Origin of the sequence: Agromyces fucosus, from assembly GCF_004134865.1 — a bacterium.
Lineage (GTDB): Bacteria > Actinomycetota > Actinomycetes > Actinomycetales > Microbacteriaceae > Agromyces > Agromyces fucosus.
The window spans coordinates 108,212-131,550 of sequence record NZ_SDPO01000001.1 but is presented as its reverse complement, the minus strand read 5'-3'; the positions used below and the strand labels follow the sequence as shown (position 1 = coordinate 131,550).

The 23,339-nt window shown below is 69.2% G+C and carries 23 protein-coding genes; 4 read left to right on the top strand and 19 right to left on the bottom strand.

All coding sequences use genetic code 11. The annotated features are described in order from the left end of the window. Positions 1-3: 3 nt before the first annotated feature. Positions 4-1,416 (bottom strand): cytochrome ubiquinol oxidase subunit I, encoded by a 1,413-nt coding sequence (locus tag ESP57_RS00660; protein ID WP_056012643.1) that lies wholly within the window; start codon positions 1,414-1,416, stop codon positions 4-6. 111 nt (positions 1,417-1,527) lie between these two features. On the opposite strand from ESP57_RS00660, the gene ESP57_RS00655 reads away from it, so the two are divergent. The 3 genes from ESP57_RS00655 to ESP57_RS00645 all read left to right on the top strand — a co-directional run bounded on the left by ESP57_RS00655 (position 1,528) and on the right by ESP57_RS00645 (position 3,709). Next, a complete protein-coding gene (locus ESP57_RS00655; protein ID WP_056008324.1) occupies positions 1,528-1,902 on the top strand; it encodes a BlaI/MecI/CopY family transcriptional regulator in 375 nt (124 codons plus the stop codon). Positions 1,903-1,921: 19 nt separating this feature from the next. Next, a complete protein-coding gene (locus ESP57_RS00650) occupies positions 1,922-2,857 on the top strand; it encodes a M56 family metallopeptidase (protein ID WP_056008321.1) in 936 nt (311 codons plus the stop codon). Positions 2,858-2,962: 105 nt separating this feature from the next. After that, positions 2,963-3,709 (top strand): DedA family protein, encoded by a 747-nt coding sequence (locus ESP57_RS00645; protein WP_115958194.1) that lies wholly within the window; start codon positions 2,963-2,965, stop codon positions 3,707-3,709. Here ESP57_RS00645 and ESP57_RS00640 read toward each other — a convergent pair. The 5 genes from ESP57_RS00640 to ESP57_RS00620 all read right to left on the bottom strand — a co-directional run bounded on the left by ESP57_RS00640 (position 3,706) and on the right by ESP57_RS00620 (position 7,636). Next, entirely contained in the window at positions 3,706-4,632 is a 927-nt protein-coding gene (locus tag ESP57_RS00640; protein ID WP_115958196.1) for an ABC transporter substrate-binding protein, read from the bottom strand. The two genes, ESP57_RS00645 and ESP57_RS00640, sit on opposite strands and share 4 nt — an antisense overlap. After that, a complete protein-coding gene (locus tag ESP57_RS00635) occupies positions 4,629-5,372 on the bottom strand; it encodes an ABC transporter permease (RefSeq protein WP_056008315.1) in 744 nt (247 codons plus the stop codon). Before ESP57_RS00635 ends, ESP57_RS00640 begins: the two co-directional genes overlap by 4 nt. Further along, positions 5,369-6,055 (bottom strand): ABC transporter permease, encoded by a 687-nt coding sequence (locus ESP57_RS00630; protein WP_115958198.1) that lies wholly within the window; start codon positions 6,053-6,055, stop codon positions 5,369-5,371. Before ESP57_RS00630 ends, ESP57_RS00635 begins: the two co-directional genes overlap by 4 nt. Further along, a complete protein-coding gene (locus ESP57_RS00625) occupies positions 6,052-6,864 on the bottom strand; it encodes an ABC transporter ATP-binding protein (RefSeq protein WP_115958200.1) in 813 nt (270 codons plus the stop codon). The genes ESP57_RS00630 and ESP57_RS00625 overlap by 4 nt, the downstream gene beginning before the upstream one ends. A 106-nt stretch (positions 6,865-6,970) precedes the next feature. Next, entirely contained in the window at positions 6,971-7,636 is a 666-nt protein-coding gene (locus ESP57_RS00620; RefSeq protein ID WP_129230170.1) for a TetR/AcrR family transcriptional regulator, read from the bottom strand. A gap of 106 nt (positions 7,637-7,742) precedes the next feature. On the opposite strand from ESP57_RS00620, the gene ESP57_RS00615 reads away from it, so the two are divergent. Next, complete coding sequence (locus ESP57_RS00615) at positions 7,743-8,801, top strand: App1 family protein (RefSeq protein WP_056008305.1); 1,059 nt, start codon at positions 7,743-7,745, stop codon at positions 8,799-8,801. Positions 8,802-8,869: 68 nt separating this feature from the next. On the opposite strand, the gene ESP57_RS00610 is transcribed toward ESP57_RS00615, so the two are convergent. From ESP57_RS00610 to murC, 13 genes are all read right to left on the bottom strand, one after another. Next, positions 8,870-9,922, bottom strand: a complete 1,053-nt coding sequence (locus ESP57_RS00610) for a quinone-dependent dihydroorotate dehydrogenase (protein WP_129230168.1) — start codon at positions 9,920-9,922, stop codon at positions 8,870-8,872. A 40-nt stretch (positions 9,923-9,962) separates the two neighbouring features. Beyond that, a complete protein-coding gene (gene nrdR / locus ESP57_RS00605; RefSeq protein ID WP_056008298.1) occupies positions 9,963-10,436 on the bottom strand; it encodes a transcriptional regulator NrdR in 474 nt (157 codons plus the stop codon). 88 nt (positions 10,437-10,524) lie between these two features. Next, on the bottom strand, positions 10,525-11,832 hold the full coding sequence (gene hisD / locus ESP57_RS00600) for a histidinol dehydrogenase (RefSeq protein WP_129230166.1): 1,308 nt from the start codon (positions 11,830-11,832) through the stop codon (positions 10,525-10,527). A 46-nt stretch (positions 11,833-11,878) separates the two neighbouring features. After that, positions 11,879-15,412 (bottom strand): DNA polymerase III subunit alpha, encoded by a 3,534-nt coding sequence (gene dnaE, locus ESP57_RS00595; RefSeq protein ID WP_056008293.1) that lies wholly within the window; start codon positions 15,410-15,412, stop codon positions 11,879-11,881. 88 nt (positions 15,413-15,500) lie between these two features. Further along, positions 15,501-16,421, bottom strand: a complete 921-nt coding sequence (locus tag ESP57_RS00590) for an RluA family pseudouridine synthase (RefSeq protein ID WP_115958210.1) — start codon at positions 16,419-16,421, stop codon at positions 15,501-15,503. Next, positions 16,421-17,035: a signal peptidase II gene (gene lspA, locus ESP57_RS00585; protein WP_129230163.1), complete on the bottom strand. Its 615-nt coding sequence runs from the start codon at positions 17,033-17,035 to the stop codon at positions 16,421-16,423. Before lspA ends, ESP57_RS00590 begins: the two co-directional genes overlap by 1 nt. Further along, positions 17,025-17,720, bottom strand: a complete 696-nt coding sequence (locus ESP57_RS00580) for a DivIVA domain-containing protein (RefSeq protein ID WP_082571278.1) — start codon at positions 17,718-17,720, stop codon at positions 17,025-17,027. The genes lspA and ESP57_RS00580 overlap by 11 nt, the downstream gene beginning before the upstream one ends. A gap of 115 nt (positions 17,721-17,835) precedes the next feature. Further along, a complete protein-coding gene (locus tag ESP57_RS00575) occupies positions 17,836-18,153 on the bottom strand; it encodes a YggT family protein (protein WP_115958214.1) in 318 nt (105 codons plus the stop codon). A gap of 6 nt (positions 18,154-18,159) precedes the next feature. Beyond that, positions 18,160-18,636, bottom strand: a complete 477-nt coding sequence (locus tag ESP57_RS00570; protein ID WP_115958216.1) for a cell division protein SepF — start codon at positions 18,634-18,636, stop codon at positions 18,160-18,162. Between the two features lie 33 nt (positions 18,637-18,669). Beyond that, positions 18,670-19,362: a YggS family pyridoxal phosphate-dependent enzyme gene (locus ESP57_RS00565; RefSeq protein WP_165877347.1), complete on the bottom strand. Its 693-nt coding sequence runs from the start codon at positions 19,360-19,362 to the stop codon at positions 18,670-18,672. Continuing rightward, positions 19,359-20,549 carry a cell division protein FtsZ gene (gene ftsZ / locus ESP57_RS00560; protein ID WP_056008275.1) on the bottom strand — a complete coding sequence of 397 codons (1,191 nt, stop codon included), beginning with the start codon at positions 20,547-20,549 and terminating at the stop codon, positions 19,359-19,361. The genes ESP57_RS00565 and ftsZ overlap by 4 nt, the downstream gene beginning before the upstream one ends. 179 nt (positions 20,550-20,728) lie before the next feature. Continuing rightward, the gene (locus ESP57_RS00555; protein WP_129230161.1) at positions 20,729-21,541 is read right to left on the bottom strand and encodes a cell division protein FtsQ/DivIB; all 813 of its coding nucleotides are present in this window, start codon (positions 21,539-21,541) and stop codon (positions 20,729-20,731) included. A gap of 337 nt (positions 21,542-21,878) precedes the next feature. Continuing rightward, entirely contained in the window at positions 21,879-23,282 is a 1,404-nt protein-coding gene (murC, locus tag ESP57_RS00550) for a UDP-N-acetylmuramate--L-alanine ligase (protein WP_129230159.1), read from the bottom strand. Between the last annotated feature and the right edge of the window lie 57 nt (positions 23,283-23,339).

The following is a 23,339-nucleotide window of genomic DNA, read 5'->3' as shown; positions in this document are numbered from 1 at the left end:
CTCCTAGTAGACCGTCGTGGCGGGTTCGACGCGGCCGGTTTCGGGATCGGGTTCGCCGAGCTCCGGCGGCCCCTTCTTGATGGCCCGGATGATGAGACGCACCTCGACGACGGCGAGTGCGCCGTAGATCAGGGTGAACGCCACGAGGGAGATCAGCACCTCGAGCCCGGTCACGTTCGGCGAGACCGCCGATTCGGTGGGGAGCAGGCTGAAGACGATCCAGGGCTGCCTGCCCATCTCGGTGAAGATCCACCCGACGATCATCGCGGCGAGCGAGAGCGGGAAGCTCCAGATCGCGACCTTCCAGATCCAGGCCTGCTTGGGCATGCGGCCCTTGCGGGTGAGCCAGAGGCCGACGACGGCGACGAGCACGTGAGCGAGGCCGAGCCCGATCATCCAGCGGAACGCCCAGTACGTGACCCAGATGATCGGCGCGTAGTCGCCGGGACCGTAGAGCTCCTGGTACTGCGCCTGCAGGTCGTTGATGCCCTCCACGCAGCCGTCGAAGGTGTGCGTCGACAGGAACGAGAGCAGGTAGGGCACGCGGATCGAGAAGAGCTCGCTCGAGCCGTCGGGGGTGCCGAGGGTGAACAGCGAGAACGAGGCATCCGCACCGCAGACGGTGTTGTAGGTCGCCTCGGCGGCCGCCATCTTCATGGGCTGCGTCGCCACCATGGCGAGGCTGAGCTGGTCGCCGAAGAGGGTCGTGAGGATGCCGGAACCCACCATCACCCAGAGGCCGAACTTCAGCGCGGGGCGCATCGAGTCGAGGTGCTGGTTGCGGGCGAGGTGCCAGGCGGCTGCGCTGATGATGAGGCCGGCCGCCACCATGAAGCTCGCGGCGATCGTGTGCGGGAACGCCGCGAGCGCCACCGGATTGGTGAGGAGTGCGCCGATGTCGACGAGCTCTGCACGACCGCGTTCGACGTTCATCTCGTAACCGACCGGGTTCTGCATGAAGGCGTTCGCCGCGATGATGAAGTACGCCGACGCGATCGAGCCGATGGCGGTGCACCAGATCGTCGCGAGGTGGATGCCGCGGGGCAGCTTGTCCCAGCCGAAGATCCAGAGGCCGATGAAGGTCGCTTCGAAGAAGAAGGCGAGCAGGCCCTCGAGCGCGAGCGGGGCCCCGAACACGTCGCCGACGAAGCGCGAGTACTCCGACCAGTTCATGCCGAACTGGAACTCCTGCACGATGCCCGTCACGACGCCCATGGCGAAGTTGATGAGGAAGATCGTGCCGAAGAACTTCGTGATCTTCAGGTACTCGAGCTTGCCGGTGCGGAACCACGCGGTCTGGAAGACGGCGGTGGACGTCGCGAGGCCGATCGTGATCGGAACGAACAGGAAGTGGTACACGGTGGTGAGCCCGAATTGCCATCGGGCGAGCAGCAGCGGGTCCAGCAGCTCGTTCACGGATGCCCCTTTCACACGCGATCGCGTTGTGATGCCGTCTCGTTCTACACGTCGTAGAACGTTCTTCTACAGAGCGTAGAACATTTCGCTCTTGGACGGTAGTCTGGAGATATGGCGAGTCTCGGCGAACTGGAGCGCTCCGTGATGGAGGTGCTGTGGTCGCGCGACGCCGCGCTCACGGCCAACGAGCTGCGCGACGCCCTCGCCCTGAGCGACGACGAGCCCGGCCGCGCCGTCGCGACGACCACCGTGCTGACCGTGCTGTCGCGACTCGAGCGCAAGGGGTTCGTCACGCGCGCGAGAGAGACCCGCCCGCACCGCTACCGCGCGCTCCTCACCCGTGAAGAGCACACCGCCGAGCTCATGCACGAAGTGCTCGACCGCGCCAGCGACCGCGATGCCGCGCTCGCCAGATTCGTCGGCACGGTGAGCGCCGGCGAGGCCGCGACGCTTCGACGCCTGCTCGACGACCTCTCCCGCTCCTGACCATGGTCGCCTCCTGATCATGTTCGCCGTCGCGGTACTGCTCGGCGGGTTCGCCCTCCTGCTCGCCTGGCCGATCCCCCTCATGCTGTCGCGCGCGGCCTGGCCCGCGCACTCCCCGGCGATCGCCCTCGCGCTCTGGCAGGCGATCGCCCTCGGCGGCGGCCTGTCGATGATCGGCTGCCTGCTCGTCTTCGGCGCTTCCCCGGCCGGATCGCTGCTCGGTGCGGCTGAGGCGCTGCTCCCCCATCTCTTCACGGGACCGATTCCTCCCGAGTTCGGAGTCGTGCACGTCGCGGCGCTCACGCTCGCCGCCGGGCTTGCGCTGCACCTCGCGCTCAACCTCGCGCTGACCGCCGTGCGTGCCGAGCGCGAACGTCGCCGTCAGCATCAGCTCATCGACCTGCTCAGCGATCCGATGCCCGGTCAGCCGAGAACCCGCGTGCTCGCCCACCCCGTTCCCCTCGCCTACTGCGTGCCGGGCATCCGCACCGCGACCGTGCTCACCGACGGCCTCATCGACGCCCTCGACGAAGCGGAGCTGCGAGCCGTGATCGCGCACGAACGCGCGCACCTCGACCAGTTGCACCATCTCGTCCTCCTCGCGTTCCGCGCCTGGCACAGCTCACTGCCCTGGTTCCCCATCGCCAACCGGGCCGAGCGTTCAGTCGTGCTCCTCGCGGAGATGCTCGCCGACGATCGAGCACGACGCGAGGCCGACGACGACGCCCTGCGCCGTGCAATGCTGCAAGTGGGCAGCGGCGGCGAGCCCGGTGCCTATGCCGACTCCGGCGGCGTCGTTCCCGACGTCTCGATGCTCGAGGCGAGACTCGCCCGCCTCGGCGAACCGCAGCGACCCTCTGGCCCGCTGACGGCCTCCGCCGTCGTGTGGACCGCGGCGATCATCGTCGCCGTGCCGATCGCCGCCCTGCTCGCCACCCTCGGCGTGGTCGCCTGATCCCCCGACCACGAGCCTGACCCCGACCCCGGTACGAGCCACCCCGCCGCCGAATCAGCCTGCGGTCTGATGTCGTCGTTCAGGGCGCCTCGGTACGCTCGAACGATGAACGAGATCCTCGACTGGATCCTCGACACCGTCCAGGCTGTCGACCCGATCGCCCGCACCCTGCTCGCCGGGCTGGGAATGCTGCTCGAGACCTCCGTGCTCATCGGCCTCGTCGTGCCCGGCGACACGATCGTGATCGTCGCCTCGACCGCGGTCGGCGGCGTCGGCGAGTACTTCGCCCTCACGGTCACCGTCATCATCGGCGCCCTCATCGGCGAGAGCATCGGCTTCGCACTCGGGCGCTGGTTCGGCCCGCACATCCACCGGTCGTGGGTCGGACGCAAGATCGGCGACGAGAACTGGGCACGCGCCGAGCGCTACCTCGACCGCCGCGGCGGCCCCGCGGTCTTCATCTCCCGTTTCCTGCCCGTGCTGCACTCGCTCATTCCGCTCACGGTCGGAATGAGCTCCATGCGATACCGCAAGTTCATGGCGTGGACCATTCCCGCCTGCGTCATCTGGGCCTTCTCATACGTGACCGTCGGCTGGCTCGCGGCCGGCAGCTACCGCGAACTGAGCCGCGAACTGCACTGGGCGGGCTACCTGTTCGTCGGGGTGATCGCGCTCTTCCTCGCCGCCGCCTGGGGCGTCAAGAAGCTCCTCGTGCGTTCGGAGGCCAAGCACATGACAGCAGCGGATGCCCCGACGGCAGCGCCGTCCGACGGCAGCCCCGAGGCGCTCGACGACGGCGAAGGGCCGGATGCCGCGGCATCCGACCCCTCGAATCTCGACGCGAACCGCTAGAACAGCGACTTCTCGGCGAGCCAGTCCTTCGCGATCTGGTCGGCCGACTGCTGCTCGTCGACGCTCAATGCGTTGAGCGCGACGAGGTCTTCAGCGGTGAGGGCCTTGCTCACCGTGTTGATGACGTCGGCCATCTCGTCGGTGACCTTCTCGCTCACCACGGGCACGACGTTCGAGGCGAGGAAGAGCCCCTCGGGGTCTTCGAGCGTCACGAGGTCGCTCGTCGAGATCGCGGGGTTCGCGCTGTAGATGTTGACGAGCTGCACCTGCCCGTCTTCGAGCGCCTTGATGGTCAGCGGGCCGCCGCTGTCTTCGATCGGCGTGAACCCGACCTCGACGCCGTAGACCTCTTTCAGGCCGGTCGGGCCGTAGGGGCGCGTCTCGAGCTCGGAGTTACCGCCGAGCGTCAGCGGGGTCGTGACCTTCGCGAGGTCGGCGAGGCTCGTCACGCCGTTCGCCTCGGAGAACTCCTTCGTCACGTTGTAGGAGTCCTGGTCGGTCGCGGGCGACTGGTCGAGCACGCGCAGCCCCTCGGGCAGCGCCGTCTCGAGCTCGGCGTAGACGTCGTCGCTCGTGGTTGCCGTCGTGTCGGGCACGTAGTACTGCAACAGGTTGCCCGTGTACTCGGGGAAGACGTCGATCTCACCCGCCTCGATCTCGGGGATGTAGACCTCGCGCTGCCCGATGCGAGGCTGCGTCTCGACCGTGAAGCCGTTGGCCTCGAGCGCCTGCGCGTAGATCTCGGCGATGATCTCGTTGGAGTAGTAGTCCTGCGAACCGACGACGATCGTGTCCGACGACGCGTCGTCGGTGCCCGATCCGCTGTCCAGCGGATCGCCCGACGCGCACCCTGCCAGGGCCACTGTCGCCCCGACCGCGACTGCTGCGAGTGCGAGCAGCCGGCCTTTTCCTGCGGAGTTCATTCTCGATTCCCTTCGGTGATGGGTTGCCCCACGACCGCCCGGGGCCGGGTCGGCCGCGAGCGGAGCTCTCTGGTCCTGGTCGCCCGCACACCGGCGGGCACGACGAGGCGCTGGATGATCGCGAAGAGGCCGTCGATCGCGAGGGCGAGCAGGATCACGAGGATCGAGCCGCCGAGCATCTCGGCGTAGTCGCGGGTCTTGAGGCCGGCGAAGATGAAGCGGCCGAGGCCGTCGTCGGCGATGTAGGCGGCCAGCGTCGCGGTCGCCACGATCTGCAGGGTCGCCGAACGGATGCCGCCGACGATGATCGGCATGCCGAGGGGCAGTTCGACCTTGCCGATGACCTGCCGCTCGCGCATGCCCATCGCCCGTGCGGCATCGACCGTGCGACGATCGACGGACTCGAGCCCCGCGTAGGCGCCGGCGAGCAACGGCGGCAGTGCGAGGACGACCAAGGCGATGATCGGTGCCTGCAGGCCGATGCCGATCGACAGCCCGAGGAGTGTGAGGAGGCCGAGCGTCGGCAGCGCACGCAGCCCGCCCGACACCGTGACCGCGCCGTCTTTGCCCCGACCCGTGTGCCCGACGAACATGCCGATCGGCAAGGCGATCAGCGAGGCGATCACGAGTACGGTCGCCGAGATCGCGAGATGCTGCATGATGCGCTCGGGGATGCTCCCGGCACCGGTCCAGTTGGCGGGATCGAAGATCCAGGCGATCGCCTCGAGGAGGAGGTTCATGCGGCGTCCACCCGCTCGACGCGTTCGAGGGTTCGACGCCGAACGGCAGCGCTCGGCCGCCACCATGGCATGAGCAGCCGGCCGATCGCGACACTCGCCCAGTCGAGGCCGATCGCCAGCGCCATGGTGAGGACTATGCCCGTGACGATCTCGGCCTGGATATTGCGCTGGAGGCCGTCGGTGAAGAGGCTGCCGAGGCTCTGCACGCCGATGACGGCGCCGATCGTCGCGAGGCTGACGGTGCTCACGATCACGACGCGCAGCCCCGACAGCAGCACCGGGCCAGCGAGCGGCAGCTCGACGCCCCAGAACCGGCCGGCCGGCGAATAGCCGATCGCGGTCGCCGACTGCCGCACGTCGGGCTCGACCGCGTCGAAGGCATCGGCGGCCGTGCGCACGATCACGGCGATGCCGTACAGCGTCAGTGCGATCACGAGATTGATCGGGTTGGTGGTCCGCAGCCCCGTGACGACCGGGAGTGCGATGAGCAGCGCGAGCGACGGGATCGCGTAGAGCAGGCCGCAGAGCGCGAGGAGCACCCCGCGCGACCACTGATAGCGATGCGCGACCCATCCGATCGGAACGGAGATCACGAAGCTCAGTATGATCGCGGGCACCGACAATGCCAGGTGGGTCAGCGTCAGCTCACCGACCAGGTCGAGGTTCGACCACAGCCAGTTCACGAGGCGAGCACTCCAGCCGGACGGCCGTCGCCGTCGACGACGAGCCTGCGACCGTCGACCTCGGTCACGTGCAGCGCCCGCTTGCCGCGATTCGCGCCGACGAAATCCGCGACGAAGTCGTCGGCGGGATTCGCGAGGATCTCGGCCGGCGAGGCGGCCTGCGAGATCTGCCCGCCCTGCTGCATGATCACCACTTGATCGCCGAGGAGGAACGCCTCGTCGATGTCGTGCGTGACGAAGACGACGGTCTTGCCCAGCTCGCCCTGCAGGCGCAGCAGTTCCTGCTGCAACTCCGACCGCACGATCGGGTCGACGGCGCCGAACGGCTCGTCCATGAGCAGGATGTTGGGGTCCACCGCGAGCCCGCGTGCGACGCCCACCCGCTGCTGCTGGCCTCCTGAGAGCTGGCTCGGGTACTTGTCGGCGAGCGATCGGTCGAGCCCGACCGTGTCGAGCAGTTCGAGCGCCCGGGCGTGCGCTGCCGCCTTCTTCTCGCCGCGGAGCATCGGCACCGTGGCGACGTTGTCGATCACCTTGCGATGCGGCAGGAGCCCCGAGTTCTGCATCACGTAGCCGATGCTGCGGCGCAGTGCCACTGGCTCGAGCGTCGCGACATCCGTGCCGTCGATCAGTACCTGCCCGCCGGTCGGATCGACCATGCGGTTGATCATGCGCAGGAGCGTGGTCTTCCCGGACCCCGAGGACCCGACGAACACGGTCGTCTTGCGCGGCGGCACGACGATGTCGACCCCTGCCACCGCCACGGTGCCGTCTGGGAACTGCTTGGTGACGCCACGGAACTCGATCATGCTGCCTCATTCCACGCTCGGCGCTCGCCGAACCGGCTACCAGCCAAACACCATTCACGTGCCGAGGCAACGAACGCGACGCGGCGCGTCGGCCTCGGAGGTCAGCTCAGGCGGCGGTGCTCGCGCTGCGCGCGGCGCCGAGGTGCTCGGCGAGGTAGTCGTGCACGAGTCGCTTCGCCTCGGCGAGGTATCGGTCGTCGCCGGCCTCGTCACGCTCGAAGGCGCGGCTGATGAGCGCGTCGCCGAGCTCGATCGAGACGCCGAGGCGGAACCGCAGCTCGGCGAGGTCGAGGTCGTCGCTGCCGAACTCGGCTTCGATGAGGCGCGCCAGGCGGTGGGCGAGCTCGGGCTCGATGTCGTCTTCGGGAGTCTCGCGGCGCGCGGCGTGCACGACGCTGAACCCGGGCTCGTCGCGGTACATCGCGGCGCAGGCGTCGATCGCCACGTCCATGAGGTGCCACCAGTTGGCGAGGTCGATGTCGACGAGGTCGTCGGCGATGCGTTCGCGGAAGCGTCGGACCGAGCGCTCGCGGAGCGCGTACAGCACGGCGACGCGGTCGGGGAAGTAGCGGTAGACCGTGCCGATGGAGGCGCCCGCGCGCTCGGCGACCATCTGCGTCGTCAGCCGCTCGAACCCGGACTCGTCGACGATCTCCGCGGCCGCATCGAGCAGGGCGTCGAGGCGCTGCGTACTGCGTCGCTGGGTCGGCTCGGTGCGGATCGAGCGTCTCCGGCTCGGATCGGCCCCCAGGATCAGGTCGACATTCGGCACGGAACCTCCTCAGTTGCCCGTCCACTCTACCCGGAGCGGCACGGGTGATCCGACCAACTCCGGGCATGTTTCGCGGGTCGGTGTCGACGCATGACAGACTGAGTGGATGCCGGCGAGCTCCCCCCTTCCGGCCGGACAACGAGAGCGCCAGGTCCGGCATCGTGCCGCGCGCCTCGAAGACTGGGTGCACGACATCCGCGAACGCTGGGCGCGGCGCCGCGGCCACCAGCCGACCATCGTGCCGTACACCGGCTACGGATCCACCGAGTGGGTGCGCGTGCTCTGCCGTGTGCTGCTCGCGAAGCCGGTCGACCCCGATGAGACGTCGAAGCGCCGTCGCCGCAGGGGCGAGCAGGGCATCCGCGGATGGCGCAGCTTCACGAGCGTGCCCGTCGGCGGCGTCCCCGTGGTGATCGAGGTCGGCGGCACGCGCATCGAGGTGCTCGCCGATCGTGGCGGCGTCGTCGACACCAAGGTGCCCGTCTCGCTCGAACCCGGCTGGCATCGCGTCACGCTGCACACAGAGGGCTCCGAGCCGGTCGAAGCGCCGATCTGGATCGTCGGGCCCGATGTTCGCTTCGGCATCATCTCGGACGTCGACGACACCGTGATGGTCACAGCCCTCCCCCGGCCGCTCGTGGCGTTCTGGAACACCTTCGTGCTCGACGAGCACGCCCGCATCCCGACCCCCGGCATGGCGGTGCTGTTCGAGCGCCTCGTGCGCTCCCACCCCGGCGCCCCCGTCATCTACCTCTCCACGGGTGCCTGGAACGTCGCTCCGACCCTCACCCGGTTCCTGTCGCGCAACCTCTACCCGGCCGGGCCCCTGCTGCTCACCGATTGGGGCCCCACCCACGACCGGTGGTTCCGGAGCGGCCGGGAGCACAAGCAGGAGAACCTCCGGCGACTCGCCGAGGAGTTCCCCGACGTGCGCTGGCTCCTGATCGGCGACGACGGCCAGCACGACGAGGAGCACTACGAGCGATTCGCCATGGAGCACCCCGACAAGGTCGCCGCCGTCGCGATCCGCCGCCTCTCCAAAGGAGAGGCGGTTCTCGCCGGCGGGCGCACGAAGGGCGAGCAGCACGACTCGGGACTGCCCTGGGTGTCGGCGAACGACGGATCGGCGATCGCCGACCGTCTCGCCGAACTCGGCGTGCTCTGAAGCTCAGTCCGACCGACGACCGGAGGCCGGTGATCGCGAGGTCGGGCTCCCGCCTGCGTGCCGGCTCGCTACGCGGCGACCGCCGAACGCCGACTGCGCGCGAACCTCGCGAGGCCGCGGTTGACCTGCCTCGCCCAGAACGGGCCGCGGTAGATGAACGCCGAGTAGCCCTGCACGAGCGTGGCTCCGGCGTCGAGCCGGTCCTGCACGTCGGCGGCGGTCTCGACACCGCCGACCGAGACGACGCAGAGCTCCGCCGGAACCTGGGCGCGGATGAGTCGCAGCACTTCGAGCGACCGCGCGGCGAGCGGCGCTCCTGAGAGGCCGCCGGCACCGATGGCTTCGACGACGGATGCCTCGGCCTTCAGCCCCTCGCGGGAGATCGTCGTGTTCGTGGCGATGATGCCGTCGAGGCCGAGTCGCTCGACGAGCTCGCAGATGCGCACGATCTCGGCGTCGTCGAGGTCGGGCGCGATCTTCACGAGGAGCGGGGTGTCGCCCGCGGCGGCGCGCACCGCTTCGAGGAGCGGCGCGAGCGAGTCGATCTCCTGCAGGCCGCGCAGCCCCGGGGTGTTCGGCGAGCTCACGTTCACCACGAGGTAGTCGGCGAACGGAGCCAGCACGCGGGCGCTCCGTTCGTAGTCGGCGACCGCGTCTTCGACGGCGGTGACCCGGCTCTTGCCGATGTTGACGCCGAGCACCGGACGGTCGCGGCGGCGCGACAGTCGCGAGAGACGGCCGGCTGCGGCATCCGCCCCGCCGTTGTTGAAGCCCATGCGGTTCACGAGCGCGCGGTCGCCGACGAGGCGGAAGAGCCGCGGACGGGGGTTGCCCGGCTGCGCGACCGCCGTGATCGTGCCGACCTCGACGTGGCCGAACCCGAGGTTGCCGAGACCGCGAACCGCGTACCCGTCCTTGTCGAATCCGGCGGCGACGCCGAAGGGAGACGGGAAGCGCAGACCGAGCGTCTCGACGGCGAGCGAGGGGTCGGGCGCCGTGAAGCGCTCGACGAGCGTGCCGAAGCCCAGCGTTGGCAGTGTACGGATCACTCGGAACGCGAGGTGGTGCGCGTCCTCGGGGTCCATGTGGGAGAGGACGGCGCTGAAGAGAAGTCGATACATCGCGCCTCAGGCTACCGGAGTGGGAGCGACCGGGCCGACCTCACTCGACCGGTCGCGCCGGGAGACGGCCGTGCTCTTCTCGGAGCTGATCGATCGCCGACTCGAAATCGTCGAGCGAGTCGAACGCCTGGTAGACGCTCGCGAAGCGGAGGTAGGCGACCTCGTCGAGCTCGCGCAGCGGCGGCAGGATCGCGAGCCCGATGTCGTTCGCCTCGATCTGCGAGGCACCCGTCGAGCGGATCGTCTCCTCGACCTTCTGCGCGAGCACCGCGAGGTCGGAGTCGGTCACCGGGCGCCCCTGGCAGGCCTTTCGCACGCCGAGCACGACCTTCTCGCGGCTGAATGGCTCGACCACGCCCGAACGCTTGATGACGACGAGACTCGCCGTCTCGGTCGTCGAGAACCGGCGGCCGCACTCCGGGCACTGACGGCGGCGGCGGATCGAGAGCCCGTCGTCGCTCGTGCGGGAGTCGATGACACGGGAGTCGGGGTGACGGCAGAAGGGACAGTACATGGTGCTCCCAGCCTAGCGGCGGCCCTCGGGGCGGCGATCGAGGCGGCGCCGACCGCGTGCTGAATCGGAGGCCGGCGACCGCGTCGACTCAGCCCTCGAAACGGGCGGTGACGGCCTCGCCGTGGGCGGGCAGGTCCTCCTCGGTCGAGAGCGCGGCGATCACCGGCGCCACCTCTCGGAGCGCCGGCTCGTCGTAGCGCACGACCTGCTGCGGTCGCAGGAACGTGGCCGCAGACAGGCCCGCCGCGTGGCGCGCCTGGCCGCCGGTCGGGAGCACGTGGTTCGAACCGGCCGCGTAGTCGCCGAGGCTCACCGGGGAGAACGGGCCCACGAAGATGGCCCCGGCGTTCTCGATGCGTGCGAGCGTCGCGTCGACGTCGCGCACCTGGATCTCGAGGTGCTCCGGGCCGAAGGCGTTCGCGAAGTCGGCCGCCTGCTCGAGGTCGTCGACGAGCACGAGCGCCGACTGCGCGCCCCCGATCGCCTCGCGCACGCGCGCACTGTGCTTCGTCGCCGCGACACGGGCCTCGAGGCGATCGGCCACTCGGGCCGCCAGGCCTGCCGAGTCGGTGACGAGCACCGCAGCGGCGAGCTCGTCGTGCTCCGCCTGGCTCACGAGGTCGGCTGCGACGAAGTCTGGGTCGGCGCTGTCGTCGGCGATGACGAGGATGTCGGTGGGCCCGGCCTCTGCGTCGATGCCGGTGACGCTCTGCACGACCCGCTTGGCTGCGGCGACGAAGACGTTGCCCGGTCCGGTGACGCGCTGCACCGGCTCGAGGCCGATGCCTTCGACGCCGTACGCGAAGGCCCCGATCGCCCCGGCGCCGCCCATCGCGTAGACCTCGGTGATGCCGAGGAGCGCCGCGATGCCCGCGATCGTCGGGTGGATTCGTCCGCCGAACTCCGACTGCGGCGGCGACGCGAGGGCGATCGAGCGCACACCCGCGACCTGCGCCGGCACGACGTTCATGATCACGCTCGACGGGTAGACCGCCTTGCCGCCCGGAACGTAGAGGCCGACGCGTGCGACCGGCTGCCAGCGCTGCTCGACGACGGCACCCGGCGCGAGACGAGTGACCTGCGGAGCCGGCACCTGCGCCTCGCTCGCGGCACGGACCCGCTCGATCGTCTGAAGCGCCGCCGCACGGATCTCGGGGGCGAGCCCATCGAGCGACGCGGCCAGCTCATCGGCCGGCACGCGCACGCCGGCCGGACGAACGCCGTCGAAGCGCTCCGCCTGGTCGAGCAGCGCCGACTCGCCGTGCTCGCGCACCTCGTCGATGATCGAGCGGGCGGCGTCGAGCGCCGCCGCGACGTCGGTCGCGGCCCGGGGCACGAGGGCGAGGAGCCCTGCGGTCGTCGGTCGGGTTCCGCGGAGATCGATGGTGCGCAGCATGATGCCTCCAGACTACCGAGCCGTCAGCACACGCTCCCGGTCGTCGTCATACGAGGCAGTTCGGGCCGAGCAGGCTCTTCAGCTCTCCGTAGAGGTCGGCGGTCACCTTGACCGGGTACTGCCCCACCTCGAAGACGCGACCGACGCGGCCCTTCGTCAGCGTGATCCGGACCTCGGTCTCCCCGCGATGGCGAACGAGCACGTCTCGCAACGCCTCGGTCGTCTCCTGCGTCGCCCGTTGGTCGGGCAACGTGATCTTCACGATGCCGGATTCCTCGTCTTGGCCGATCTCAGGCGTGAACACGCTGTAGGCATGCAGGTTCATGCCGTCGTCGCGCATGCTGACCCGCCCGCGCACGACGACGATCGAATCGGCCTGCAGGCCGGGCGCGAACTCCTGGTACGCCTTGCCCATGAACATCACCGTGATCTCGCCCGAGAAGTCCTCGACCGTGATCATGCCGTATTGGTTGCCGGAGGCCTTCGCGATGCGATGCTGCACGCTCGTGACGAGGCCGGCCACCGTGACGGTGTCGGCATCCTGCGTGGAATCCGACGTGGTGAGATCGAGGATCGACGTCGACGCGTGCTTCGCGAGCGACACTTCGAGTCCGTCGAGCGGATGCTCCGACACGTACAACCCCAGCATCTCTCGTTCGAAGGCCAGCTTCTGCTTCTTCGGCCACTCGGGGCGGGCGGGCACGAGCGACGGCGCGGCATCGCGCTCGTCGTCGTCGAAGAGACTGTCGAAGTCGAATCCGAAGTCGCCGACCTCTTCGGCCCGCTTCTCTTTCACGACCGACTCGACCGCACCCTCGTGGATCTCGACGAGCGAGCGGCGCGTGTGTCCGAGCGAGTCGAACGCACCCGCCTTCACGAGCGACTCGACCGTGCGCTTGTTCGCCACCGGCAGGGGTGACTTCTTCAGGAAGTCGTGGAACGACTCGAACCGGCCCTTCGCGTCACGCGCCGCACGGATCGCGTCGACGACGTTGAAGCCGACGTTCCGCACCGCGCCGAGTCCGAAGCGGATGTCTTCGCCGACGGCGGCGAAGTACCCGATCGATTCGTTCACGTCGGGCGGCAGCACCTTGATGCCCATGCGGCGGCACTCGTTGAGGTAGAGCGCGAGCTTGTCGCGCGCGTCGCCGACGCTCGTGAGCAGGGCCGCCATGTACTCGGCCGGGTAGTGCGCCTTCAGATACGCGGTCCAGTAGCTGAGGACCCCGTACGCAGCCGAGTGCGCCTTGTTGAACGCGTAGTCCGAGAACGGGAGCAGGATCTCCCAGAGCTTCTGGATCGCGGCATCCGAATAGCCGTTCGCCTTCATGCCGCCCGAGAAGCCCTCGTACTGCTTGTCGAGCTCCGACTTCTTCTTCTTGCCCATCGCACGACGCAGGATGTCGGCCTGGCCGAGCGAGAACCCGGCCACCTTCTGCGCGATCGCCATGACCTGCTCCTGATAGATGATCAGGCCGTAGCTCGTGTCGAGGATCTCGCGGAGCGACTCCGCGAACTCGGGGTGGATCGGCGTGATCTCCTGCAGGCCGTTCTTGCGCAGGGCGTAGTTGATGTGCGAGTTCGCACCCATCGGCCCGGGTCGATACAGCGCGATGACGGCCGAGATGTCCTCGAAGTTGTCGGGCTTCATCTGGCGGAGCAACGATCGCATCGGGCCGCCGTCGAGCTGGAAGACGCCGAGCGTGTCGCCTCGCGCCAGGAGGTCGTATGCCCCCTGGTCGTCGAGCGCGAGGTCTTCGAGCACGGGTCGATGCCCGCGGTTGGCCTCGATGTTGTCGAGGGCGTCGTCGATGATCGTGAGGTTGCGCAGCCCCAGGAAGTCCATCTTGATGAGGCCGAGCGACTCGCACGCCGGGTAGTCGAACTGCGTGACGATCTGACCGTCTTGTTCGCGCTTCATGATCGGGATGATGTCGACGAGCGGATCGCTCGACATGATCACGCCGGCAGCGTGCACGCCCCACTGCCGCTTCAGGTTCTCGAGGCCGAGCGCCGTCTCGAAGACGGTCTTCGCCTCGGGATCGGTCTCGACGATGGCCCGGATGTCGGAGGCCTCTTTGTATCGCGGATGCTTCGAGTCGAAGATGCCCGTGAGCGGGATGTCTTTGCCCATCACCGCGGGCGGCATCGCCTTCGTGAGCTTCTCGCCCATCGAGAACGGGAAGCCGAGCACGCGGCCGGAGTCCTTCAGCGCCTGCTTCGCCTTGATCGTGCCGTAGGTCACGATCTGGGCGACGCGCTCGTCACCGTACTTCTCGGTCACGTACCTGATGACCTCGCCGCGACGACGCTCGTCGAAGTCGACGTCGAAGTCGGGCATCGAGACGCGGTCGGGGTTCAGGAACCGCTCGAAGATGAGGCCGTGCTGCAGCGGGTCGAGGTCGGTGATGCGCATCGCGTACGCCGCCATCGAGCCGGCGCCGGAACCACGACCTGGACCTACCCGGATGCCGTTGTTCTTCGACCAGTTGATGAAGTCGGCGACCACGAGGAAGTAGCCGGGGAAGCCCATCTGCAGGATGACGCCGACCTCGTAGTCGGCCTGCTTGCGCACCTCGGCGGGGATGCCGTTCGGATAGCGCACCGCGAGGCCGCGGTCGACCTCCTTCACGAACCAGGTGTCTTCGCTCTCGCCCTCGGGCACCGGGAAGCGCGGCATGTAGTTGGCGTTCGTGTTGAACTTCACGTCGGCGCGTTCGGCGATGAGCAGGGTGTTGTCGCACGCCTCGGGGTAGTCGCGGAACACGTGCCGCATCTCGGCGGCGGTCTTCAGGTAGAACTCGTCGGCGTCGAACTTGAACCGGTTGGGGTCGTCGAGCGTCGAGCCCGACTGCACGCAGAGCAGGGCGGCGTGGCTCTTCGCGTCGGCGGCGTGCGTGTAGTGCAGGTCGTTCGTGGCCACGAGCGGCAGCGCCAGGTCCTTCGCGAGCCGGTGCAGGTCCTCCATGATGCGGCGCTCGATGCCGAGCCCGTGGTCCATGATCTCCGCGAAGTAGTTCTCTTTGCCGAAGATGTCGCGGAAGTCGGAAGCCGCCTTGACGGCCTCGTCGTACTGGCCGAGCCGGAGTCGCGTCTGCACCTCGCCCGACGGGCAGCCGGTCGTCGCGATGAGCCCCTTCGAGTACATCGACAGCAGCTCGCGGTCCATGCGCGGCTTGAAGTAGTAGCCCTCGATCGAGGCGCGACTCGAGAGGCGGAAGAGGTTGTGCATGCCCTCGGTCGTCTCCGAGAGCAGCGTCATGTGCGTGTAGGCGCCCGAGCCCGAGACGTCGTCGCCACCGCCGTTGCCCCACCTGATGCGGGTCTTGTCGCCGCGTGCCGTGCCCGGTGTGATGTAGGCCTCGGTGCCGATGATCGGCTTGATGCCGGCGTCGGTGGCCTGCTTCCAGAAGTCGTACGCGCCGAACACGTTGCCGTGGTCGGTGATCGCGACCGCGGGCATCCCCTCGCCCTTCGCGGCCTGGATGAGCTCCCCCACCCTGGCGGCGCCGTCGAGCATCGAGTACTCGCTGTGCACGTGCAGGTGGACGAAGGAATCGGTGGCCACTGGGCTCCTCATCGGGTACGGCGAGTGTGTTTCGGGGGTCTTCGAAAAGTCTACGGCGACCGGGCGACGCCCGGCCCCTGGGCGCGCGATCGGTGCGGCTTCAGTCGCCGCGGAGCACGTCGAGCGCGTGCGCGAGGTCGGCCGGGTACTCCGACACGAAGGTCGTCCAGGCGCCGTCGGCGGGATGGGCGAAGGCGAGCTGCTTGGCGTGGAGCCACTGGCGGTCGAGGCCGAGCTTCGCCGAGAGCGTCGGGTCGGCCCCGTACATGGAGTCGCCCGCGCACGGATGCCGCTGTGCGGCCATGTGCACCCGGATCTGGTGCGTGCGGCCCGTCTCGAGGTGCACCTCGAGGAGCGACGCGTACGGGAACGCCTCGATGGTCTCGTAGTGGGTGACGGCGTGCTTGCCCTCGGCGGTCACGGCGAACTTCCACTCCGAACGCGGGTGGCGGCCGACCGGAGCATCGATCGTTCCGGCGAGCGGATCGGGGTGGCCCTGCACGACCGCGTGGTAGATCTTCTCCACCTCGCGGTCGTGGAACTGGCGCTTGAGCTCGGTGTAGGCGCGCTCCGACTTCGCGACGACCATCAGCCCGCTCGTGCCGGCGTCGAGCCGGTGCACGACGCCCTGGCGCTCGGAGGCCCCGGAGGTCGAGATGCGGAATCCCGCCGCAGCGAGCGCGCCGACGACGGTCGGCCCGTTCCAGCCGACCGAGGGGTGCGCGGCAACACCGGCCGGCTTGTCGACGACCACGAGGTCGTCGTCGTCGTGGATGATGCCGAGGTCGGGCACGGCGATCGGATCGATCGTGAGACCGCGCGGTTCCTCCCAGCTCACCTCGAGCCAGGCGCCGGCGCGGAGCCGGTCGGACTTGTCGACGGATGCACCGTCGAGCGACACGCCGCCGGCCGAGGCGATGTCGGCCGCAAGGGTGCGCGAGAACCCCAGGAGCTTCGCGAGACCGGCGTCGACGCGCGAGCCCTCGAGCCCGTCGGGAACGGGGAAGGAACGGTGCTCCATCAGGCTCCGGTCGCGGCTTCGCGAAGCGGTGCGTCGCCCTCGGCGGCAGCGGGTGCGTCACGCTGCACGGACTCCGCCGAATCGCGCTTCGCCGGCCGCAGTTCGCGCGAGCCGTCGAGCCCGATGCCGCGGATGGTGAGGATCATGAAGAGCACCATGCTCGACACGATCGCGATGTCGGCGATGTTGTAGATCGCCGGGATGAGCCACGGTGTCGAGATGAAGTCCACCACGTGGCCGAGGCCGAACGACGGCTCCCGGAAGAGCCGGTCGGTCAGGTTGCCGAGCACGCCGCCGAGCAGGAGCCCGAAGACGACGGCCCAGGCGATCGAGCGGATGCGCCGGGCGAACCACACGATGAAGGTGATGACGCCGGCCGCGAGGATCGTGAAGATCCACGTCATGCCGCTCGCGAGCGAGAATGCCGCTCCCGGGTTGCGCACGAACTGCCACTGGAGCAGCGAGCCCAGCACCGGCACGATCTCACCCTCGGTGAGGTTCGAGACGACGAGGAACTTGCTCAGCTGGTCGAGGCCGTACGCCGCGAGTGCGGCGCCGGCCACGACCAGGAGGGCGGTGGCGGAGCCGACCTTCGCGGCCGGCTCAGCCTCCAAAGCCCTGGAACGTCGGTGCAGGCTGCTCAGCGGGCAGGCCCGATGCGCCGACCGGCGACGAGAAGCCCTGGTTGCCGGTGACCTGCACCGGCGCTGCGGTGTCGAGCTCGCGGAGCTGACCCTCGATGTAGTTCTTCAGCTTCGCACGGTAGTCGCGCTCGAAGACCCGGAGCTCGTCGACGCGCTTCTCGAGTGCGACGCGCTCCTGGTCGAGCACGCCGATCTGGGCGCGCTGCTTGGCCTCGGCCTCGGCGACGACGCGCGCCGCAGTGGCGTGGCCCTCGGCGATGAGCGCATCGCGCTTCTCGACGCCCTCGCGGACGTGCTCCTCGTGCAGTCGACGCGCGAGCTGCAGGAGGTTCGTCGTGCTCGCCTGCTCGTCGAAGTCCGACTGCTGCGACGCGGGCTGCTGCATCGGCACCGCGACCGTGGGCGGCGGAGCCGCCGGCTCGGTGTAGACCGCGGCAGCTGCCGGCGCAGCGGCGGCGGGAGCCTTGGCGGCCTCCGCAGCACGGGCCTCGGCCGCGGACAACCGCTGACGCAGTTCCTCGTTCTCCCCGTTCAGTCGACGAAGCTCCACCACGACCTCGTCGAGGAAGTCGTCGACCTCGTCTTGGTCGTAGCCTTCCCGGAACTTCGTCGCCTGGAAGCGCTTGTTGACCACATCTTCCGGAGTTAGCGCCATGGCTTTCCACCCTCAAATCTGTCGAACTGTTCGATCACGTTCAGCTAACGGTAGCAAAGACATCCTCAGAGTCGTGAGTGCCGATCGTCTCGACCTCATCCCTCGCAGGAGATCATCAGGCGGGCATCGCTGCCGCCTGCTGCAGAAAGGACACCACGGTCATCGCGACGATCACGACGAGCATGGCCAGACTCCACCCCAGATCCAATGCGACCTGGCCGATGCGGATCGGCGGCACGAGCCGCCGGAAGAACCGCACGGGTGGATCGGTGAGGCTGTAGACGGCCTCCACGACCACCAGCCAGGCGCCGCGAGGACGCCATGACCGGTTGAAGGTGCGCACGAGATCCAGCACGAACCGCCCCCACATCACGAAGAAGTAGATGAGCAGCAGCAGGTAGAGGATGTTCCAGACGACGAGCAGCGCGCCCACGACGGGCTACGCGTGCGTGAAGAACGACGCGTCCACGTCGCCTTCACTCTCGCCGGTCTCCCCCGAGACGACCACGTGTGCGGGCGAGAGCAGGAAGACCTTGCTCGTCACCCGTTCGATCTTCCCGTAGAGGCCCTGCGAGAGGCCGCTCGCGAAGTCGATGAGACGACGCGCGTCCGCATCCGACATCTGCGAGAGGTTGATGATCACGGGGACGCCCTCTCGGAACGACTCGGCGATCACCTGCGCGTCACGGTATTGACGCGGGTGGACGGTCAGGATCTCGTTCATCTCCGCCTGCGGTGTACTCGGTTGGACATGGTTCTTGCGCAGCGGCGTGACCGATGCACCAGTCCTCGGTGCTGGCGTCGCGTTCACTACCGGGGTCACCGGTGCGGGCGCGTGGGCCTGCGTGGTCTCCTCTTCGAGCTCTTCATCGGCGAGGCCGAGATAGACCATCGTCTTCTTGAGCGGGTTCGACATCGCTGCCTCCGTCTGTGTTCCGTCTCTTCGAGGTTAACCGGCGACCGGCCGATTCCCGGTGATTGCCGTTCCGATTCTCAGGTGTGTCGCACCCTCCATGATCGCGTCGCGAAAGTCGTGCGACATCCCCATGGACAGATCGTGAGCGGTCGGGTCGAGTTTCTGCACCAGCTCGGACATCGCGCGGACTCGGGCGAACGAGGGGCGGGCGGGTTCGCCAAGCGGCGCGACGGCCATGAGGCCGCGCAGTCGCAGCCCCGGGGTCTCGAGCACGTGCTCGACGAGCGCTTCGAGCGCCTCCGGTGCGACACCCCCGCGACCGGGGTCGTCGGTCAGGTTCACCTGCACGAAGCAGTCGACGGATGCCTCGTCCGAACGCAGCGCGTCGACGAGCGCCGTGCGGTCGACCGAGTGGATCGCCGACGCGTAGGCTCGCGCCTGCCGGGCCTTCTTGCTCTGCAGCTGCCCGACGAAGTGCCAGCGCAGGTCGAGCTCCGCGAGCTCGGCGGCCTTCGCCTGCGCCTCCTGGTGGCGGTTCTCGCCCACGTCGCGCACGCCGAGCTCCGCGAGCTGCGCCACGAGAAATGCCGGGTGGAACTTCGTGACGACGATCGTCGTGATCTCGGCGGGGTCGCGACCCGCGTCGCGCGCGGCATCCGAGACCCGCCCGGCCACCTCCGCGAGGCGCCCGGCCAGCGAGTCCGCGGCCGGTGTCGCGTCGCTCACTTCAGGAAGTCGGGGATGTCGAGATCGTCGTCATCGGTGTCGAATGCGGGGTCCGAGACGATCTGGTCCGCCGTCGCCGACTCGACCTCGCCCCAGTTCGCCGTCTCGACGAGCTCGTCGATGTCGATCTCGGCGATGACGTCGGCAGCCTCGCTCGAGATGGCGCCGCCGCCGACCGCCGCGCCGACGGCTGCCGGCACGAAGTTCGTGCGACGCGCCTCGACGGGCTTCGCGTTCGGCTCGCCGCCGTCGAATCCGGCGGCGATGACGGTGACCCGCACCTCGTCGCCGAGCGTGTCGTCGATGACGGCACCGAAGATGATGTTCGCCTCGGGATGCACGGCCTCCTGCACGAGGCGGGCCGCGTCGTTGATCTCGAAGATGCCGAGGTTCGAGCCGCCCTGGATCGAGAGCAGCACGCCGTGGGCGCCGTCGATCGACGCCTCGAGCAGCGGACTCGCGACCGCGAGTTCGGCGGCCTTGATCGCACGATCGGCGCCCCGTGAGGAGCCGATGCCCATGAGCGCCGAGCCCGCGCCCTGCATGACGGACTTCACGTCGGCGAAGTCGAGGTTGATGAGGCCCGGGGTCGTGATGAGGTCCGTGATGCCCTGGACACCGGCGAGGAGCACCTGGTCGGCCGTGGCGAACGCCTCGAGCATCGAGATGCCGCGGTCGCTGATCTCGAGCAAGCGGTCGTTCGGCACCACGATGAGGGTGTCGACCTCTTCCTTCAGGCGCGCGACGCCCTGCTCGGCCTGGGTCTGGCGCCGCTTGCCCTCGAAGCCGAACGGCTTCGTGACGACACCGATGGTGAGCGCGCCGATCGACTTCGCGATGCGGGCGACCACCGGGGCTCCGCCGGTTCCGGTACCACCGCCCTCGCCCGCCGTGACGAAGACCATGTCGGCGCCGGCGAGCGCCTCCTCGATCTCCTCGGCGTGATCCTCGGCGGCGCGACGGCCCACCTCGGGGTCTGCGCCGGCGCCGAGGCCGCGAGTGAGATCGCGCCCGACGTCGAGCTTCACGTCGGCGTCCGACATGAGGAGCGCCTGCGCGTCGGTGTTGATCGCGATGAACTCGACTCCGCGGAGCCCGAGTTCGATCATGCGATTGACGGCGTTGACACCGCCGCCGCCGATCCCGACGACCTTGATGACAGCGAGGTAGTTCTGGTTTGTCGACATGACCGGCCTTCCGTGCGAACTCTGAACCCTGAACCTCTAGTCGAAGGTTAAAGTTTTGCTGAGTATGCAATTCCTGTGATGACGGTAGGCTCCCCGCGGCCTCTCCCGCGAAAGGATCGCCCGCGTGTCGCGAACCGCCGTGCGATTCGGGGTGGATCCACCCGATTTCCCGGTGCGCGCTACCGTGTCACGGCGCTCGCGGGCGACGACACGTCGTACTCTCCGACCGTGTCGGGCGGCGCCGCGACCATGAGCCTCGCGAGCACCGCCGCCTTCGCGGCGGACTCCTCGGCACTCCCCCACACGACGGTCGCCCCGGTCGACAACTCGAGCCGCACGTCGTCGGCCGTCTCCGCGGACGCGCCGACGAGCTGCCCGCGCACCTCGGCCGGCAGGCTCCGGATCACGGCGGCCGCGGCACGGAAGCCCTCGCCGGCGACGCCGTCGTCGGTGACGATCAACGGCTGCCCCTCGGGGCGCTCCGCCGGTCGGTCGATCACGACGCCGGCGGCGTCGACGAGCTCGAGGCCGGAACCCGTGTCGACGACGCCGACCGGCACTCGCTCGACGATGCGCACGACGAGCGTGCCGGGCGGGATCGTCTCGGTCGAATAGGTCTCGATGAGCGGAAACGCCGAGAGCGCCGCGAGTACGTCGGCGCTCGCGATGAGCGGCAGGGGTGTGCCCAGCGTGTCGTCGAACGCCGCCTGCACGTCGGCGACGGGGATCCGCGAAGCACCCTCGACCCGGACCTCGCGCAACGCCATGAGCGGCGAGTACGCGCCGACTGCGACCACGAGCACGAGCGCCACCACAGAGCCGAGCACGACAGACCACACGATCCGACGCCGACGCGACCGCTTCGTGAACCGTCGCACCTCCTGGCGCTCGTACCTGCGCCGCTCCCGGCTCGCCGCAGCGAGCTCCCGTTTGGCCGCCCTCGCGCTCTTCGGCGCCGCGGGCGCGTTCACGGCCTCGCCGGTCCCGGGCATGGCCGGATGCCCCGTCGCGGCACCGTCGACCGGCGTCCGGGCGGTGCCAGAGGCGAGCGGGACCACGGGCGTCGCGACGACGATCGCGATCGGCTCGGTCGAGACGCGGTCGGGATCAGCCGTTCGCCGCCCATCGGCAGGCTGTGCAGGAGCCGTCGCCGAACTCCGCCCGACGCCCTCCGCCGGCTGGCGCGCCGGACGGGAGGGTGGGGCGGAGCGCACGTCTGACGACCGCGGCCCGGCTGGCCCCACCCCGTCAGCGGCTGGACGCGGTGTGCGCGGCGCACGTGCGGCCGGCCCGTCGAACCCCTGAGGCCGTTTCACTCGTGCTCCGGCGTCATCCGCGCTCGCGCTCGAGGGAGCCGATCAGTTGGGGCACGATGCGGTAGACGTCACCGCAGCCGAGGGTGATCACGAAGTCGCCGTCGCGGGCGATGCTCGCCGTGTAGTCGGCGGCCTGCTGCCAGTCGGGCACGAACGCGACATGGGCGGGGTCGGCGAACCGCTCGCTCACGAGCGCCCCGGTGACGCCCGGCACGGGGTCCTCGCGCGCGCCGTAGACGTCGAGCACGACGGTCTCGTCGGCGTACTGCTCGAGCACCTCGGCGAACTCCTTCGCGAAGGTCTGGGTCCGGCTGTACGTGTGCGGCTGGTGCACGGCGATGATCCGGCCCTCGCCGACCACCGTGCGCGCCGCCGCCAGGGCTGCCGCGACCTCGGTGGGGTGGTGCGCGTAGTCGTCGTAGACGCTGACACCGCCGACCGTGCCGTGCAACTCGAATCGTCGGCCGGTGCCGGCGAACCGGGCGATGCCCTCGAGGGATGCCTCGGGGTCGAAGCCGAGGCCGACGAGCACGGCGAAGGCGCCCGCTGCGTTGATGGCGTTGTGCACCCCGGGGATGCGCAACGTCGCGCGATAGGTCGCGCCGGCGTAGTCCACGGCGAACGCGACGGGGCCCTCGGTCTCGACGGAGTGCACGCGCACCGTGGCATCCGCCGCCTGGCCGAACGTGACCACGCGCTCGTGCGACAGCCGCTCCGTGACCCGCTTGGCGCCCGCGTCGTCGGACGAGACGACGACGAGCTCGCGCGCCCCGTCGCCGAACGAGACGAAGGCCTGCTCGAACGCGTCGCGCGAGCCGTAGTGGTCGAGGTGGTCGGGGTCGACGTTCGTGATGAGGGCGACCGAGGTGTCGTACAGCAGGAACGAGCCGTCGGACTCGTCGGCCTCGACGACGAAGAGCTCGCCGTCGCCGGCAGCCGACGAGACGCCGAGCCCCTCGATGACGCCGCCGTTGACGAAGTTCGGGTCCTCGCCGAGGGCGAGGAGGCCGGTGACGATCATGCCGGTCGACGTGGTCTTGCCGTGCGCGCCGGCGACCGAGACGAGGCGACGCCCGGCGATGAGCGCGGCGAGAGCGAGGGAGCGGTGCAGCACGGGCAGACCGCGCTCGAGTGCGAGGCGGTACTCGGGGTTGTCCTCCCACAGCGCGCCGGTCACGACCACCGTGTCGATGTCGTCGGCGAGGTTCGCGGCATCGTGGCCGATCGAGATCTCGGCGCCGAGTTCGCGGAGGGCGGCGATGTTGGCGGAATCGCGGACATCGGACCCGGTGACCCGATGGCCGTCGCCGAGCATCAGGCGGGCGATGCCGCTCATGCCGGATCCCCCGATGCCGACGAAGTGCACGGCGCCGAGTTCGGCGGGGATCTGGGCTGAGAGGTCGGGCTTGATCGTCACGATTGCTGCGGTTCTTCCTGGCTGCGGTCGAGTGCGGACGGGTTCGAGGCGCCGGGG